General features: G+C 67.8%; 2 protein-coding genes and 1 pseudogene. 2 read left to right on the top strand and 1 reads right to left on the bottom strand.

Features of this window, described 5'->3' with window-relative positions; all coding sequences use genetic code 11:
• Positions 1–1,693, top strand: a 1,693-nt coding sequence (locus ACO48X_RS06985; protein ID WP_485001373.1) for a proline--tRNA ligase, incomplete at its 5' end; no start/stop codon positions are given.
• 38 nt (positions 1,694–1,731) lie between these two features.
• On the opposite strand, the gene ACO48X_RS06990 is transcribed toward ACO48X_RS06985, so the two are convergent.
• On the bottom strand, positions 1,732–2,637 hold the full coding sequence (locus ACO48X_RS06990; RefSeq protein ID WP_485001374.1) for a hypothetical protein: 906 nt from the start codon (positions 2,635–2,637) through the stop codon (positions 1,732–1,734).
• A gap of 161 nt (positions 2,638–2,798) precedes the next feature.
• Between ACO48X_RS06990 and ACO48X_RS06995 the strand changes: the two are divergent.
• A pseudogene (locus ACO48X_RS06995) lies at positions 2,799–3,093 on the top strand (ribosome maturation factor RimP); the annotation flags it as partial.

Consider the following 3,093-nt stretch of genomic DNA (forward strand, 5'->3'; position numbering starts at 1 on the left):
CCGCGCGGCCCCCGGAATCTACACCTGGCTGCCGCTTGGCCTCCGGGTGCTGAGAAAGATCGAGAGAATCGTGCGCGAAGAGATGGAGGCGGCCGGCAGCCAAGAAGTCCATTTCCCGGCGCTCTTGCCCCGCGAGCCCTACGAGGCCTCCGGCCGGTGGAGCGATTACGGTCCCACGCTGTTCAAACTCAAGGACCGCAAAGAATCGGACTACCTTTTGGCGCCGACGCACGAAGAGCTTTTCACCCTGCTGGTCAAGGACATGTACTCCTCGTACAAGGACCTTCCGCTCTCGCTCTACCAGATTCAAACGAAGTATCGCGACGAGGCCCGCCCGAGGGCCGGGGTCATCCGCAGCCGCGAGTTCGTGATGAAGGACGCCTACTCCTTCGACGTCGATGAAGCGGGGCTGGACGCCTCCTATGCCGCCATGCGGTCCGCCTACCAGAGGATCTTCGCCCGGCTTGGCCTGCCCGTCGTCATATGCTCGGCGGTTTCCGGGGCGATGGGGGGATCGCGAAGCGAGGAGTTCCTCTTTCCCTGCGACATCGGGGAGGATTCTTTCGTGCGTTCCGCCGGAGGGTACGCGGCCAACACCGAGGCGGTCGCCACGGTCCCGCCGGCCGAGGTCGATTCGTCCTCCTTCGGCCAGCCTGTGGAGACAGTCACTCCCGGAGCCTCGACGATCGCCACGCTGGTCGACGCGGTCAACGAGGCGGCGCCGAAGCCCGACGGACCGTGGACGGCTGCGGACACCCTGAAGAACGTGGTCGTCGCGGCCGTCCATCCCGACGGACGCCGCGAGGTGATCGTCATCGGGCTGCCGGGCGACCGGGACGTCGACATGAAGCGGGTGGAGGCGGCGCTCGCCCCCGCAGAGGTCGAGATTGCGACGCCGGAAGACCTCGAGGCCTATCCGGAGCTGGTCCCCGGATACATCGGGCCCCAAGCGGTCGGACCGCAGTCGGCGCGTCCGGCCGAGGCGGAGCCGCCCGCTCCGCGCTACCTCCTTGACCCTCGCGTCGCGAGGGGGTCGCGTTGGGTGACCGGCGCGAACAAGCCGGACGTTCACGTGGTCGGCTTGGTCTACGGGCGTGATTTCGAGGCCGACGGCTCAATCGAAGCGGCCGAGGTGCGCGCCGGGGACGAGGCGCCCGACGGCTCGGGCCCTCTGGAGATCGCCAGGGGAATCGAGGTCGGGCACATATTCCAGCTTGGCCGCAAGTATGCGAAGGCCCTCGGCCTTTCCGTCCTCGACGAGAACGGAAAGAGCCGAACCGTGACGATGGGATCGTACGGAATCGGGATCACCCGGGTTCTGGCCGCGCTCGCCGAGGAGAACCACGACGGGCGGGGCTTGATGTGGCCGGCAAGCGTGGCGCCCGCGCACGTTCACATCGTCGCCGCAGGAAAGGACGAGGCCCTTTACGCCGCCGCCGAGGACATCGCGGCCGGTTTGGAGGCCGACGGAGTCGAAGTGCTGCTCGACGACCGCCGCAAGGTCAGCGCCGGAGTGAAGTTCGCCGACTACGAGCTGCTGGGCGTGCCCTTCGGCGTCGTCGTCGGACGCGGGCTGGCCGAGGGGCTCGTGGAGATCCGAGACCGGGCGGGAGAAACGATCGAGGCGCCCGTTGAGCAGGCCCGCGAGCGGGTCGGCGAGCTCGTCCGGTCCGCCTTGTCCGCGCAGAGCTGACGTCCGGGTGCCAGGCCGCGCTCGGGCGGTTTGCTCCGTTACTTCTTCAGGAGCGTCCCCACGCTGTCGCGTTCTTCTTGCGCGGCATACAGAGAGCAGGCGTAGCTGACAGCCGCCTCTCCGTTCGGCTTGCCGGCTTTCGCCGCGCCGTTCACGAGCGCGGTCGAGCTTCTCTTCAACGCCGCGCTCCTCAGGGTCTCGCCCGCGGCGAGCTTGGGAAGGGCGACGACGGCCGGGCGCCTGTCTTTGGCGCCGGAGGACATCATCGCCGACTGGGCGGCTTTGATCGAGTCGATGCGGGCGATGCCCGCCTGCCGCTGATTCGCGGGGAGGGAGGCGACGTCCGTCTCCAGCCATTGGCGGGCCGCCTCGACGCCGGAAAGGGCTTCCTCGGTCGCCGCCGCCTTGCCCGCCGCAACCGGATCGGCGTCGCCGCACGAGGCTTTGCCCCCCGCGTGCGTCGCCACGCCCACGGCTTGAAGGCGTGCGTCGAGCGCGACGGCGAGGTAGGTTTCGCGTTCTGAAACCGGGGCCGAATTCGCGGCCGCAACGGCCTCTCGCGAGAGTTCGCCGAGTTTGAGGACGAGGAAGGAGGCATCCGCGTTCGCGGGCGCCGACGTCGAAACCGGCGGGTTCGTGCGTCCCGAAGGCGCGCCGTTCGGCCACGGCCTCCACACCCCTCCCAGCGCGGAGGCATATGCGGCCGCGGCGTTTTCCACACGGGCGAAAACGTTCGAATTCGGCGACGCGGAGGCCAACCGCTTCGCCGCATCGGCGATGAGCGTCGACTTTTCAGCGAGCGCTTGGCGCTTGCGCTCCTGGCTCGAAGCGGGCGCCGGATCGACGTCCTGGTTGTCGAAGCGCACGCCCGATGCGATGAGCAGACCGATCAAAAGCACCGCCAAGAGAGCGGAAAGGCCGAAAACTAAGCGACGAGATGTCATGAGCCAATTTTGCCACGGGCGCGATCCCATATTTCACCCGCTCCGGGCCGATGAATCGGTAGGCTAGAGGCATGGCACCGTCACGTAGAACCCATCCCGGTGGACGTCGCGATTCCCGCGACTCACGCCGTCCACACCAGGAACGCCGAGGAAATGCAGAGATGACCGAGAGCATTTCCGCGGCGTTGGACGAAGTCGTCGCCTCGTGCGGACTTTACCTGGAAACGGTGAAGGTCGGCAGGGGCGGCAAGAACCTCGTCGTCAAAGTCGTCGTCGACCTGCCCTCCGGGCCCGGGGGAGTGGATTCCGACCGGCTGACCGAGGTTTCGCGCGACATCTCGCAGCGGCTCGACGACGTCGATTTGGTGCAGGGCGCGTACACGCTGGAGGTTTCGACTCCCGGCGCCGAGCGCTCCCTGCGCGAACCCCGCCACTTTTCCAGGGCGCAAGGGCGCC

The sequence above is a fragment of the Peptidiphaga sp. genome, assembly GCF_057238965.1.

Coding starts and splice junctions, on each gene's coding strand:
- ACO48X_RS06990 (WP_485001374.1), bottom strand. CDS start 2,637: ATGACATCTCGTCGCTTAGTTTTCGGCCTTTCCGCTCTCTTGGCGGTG.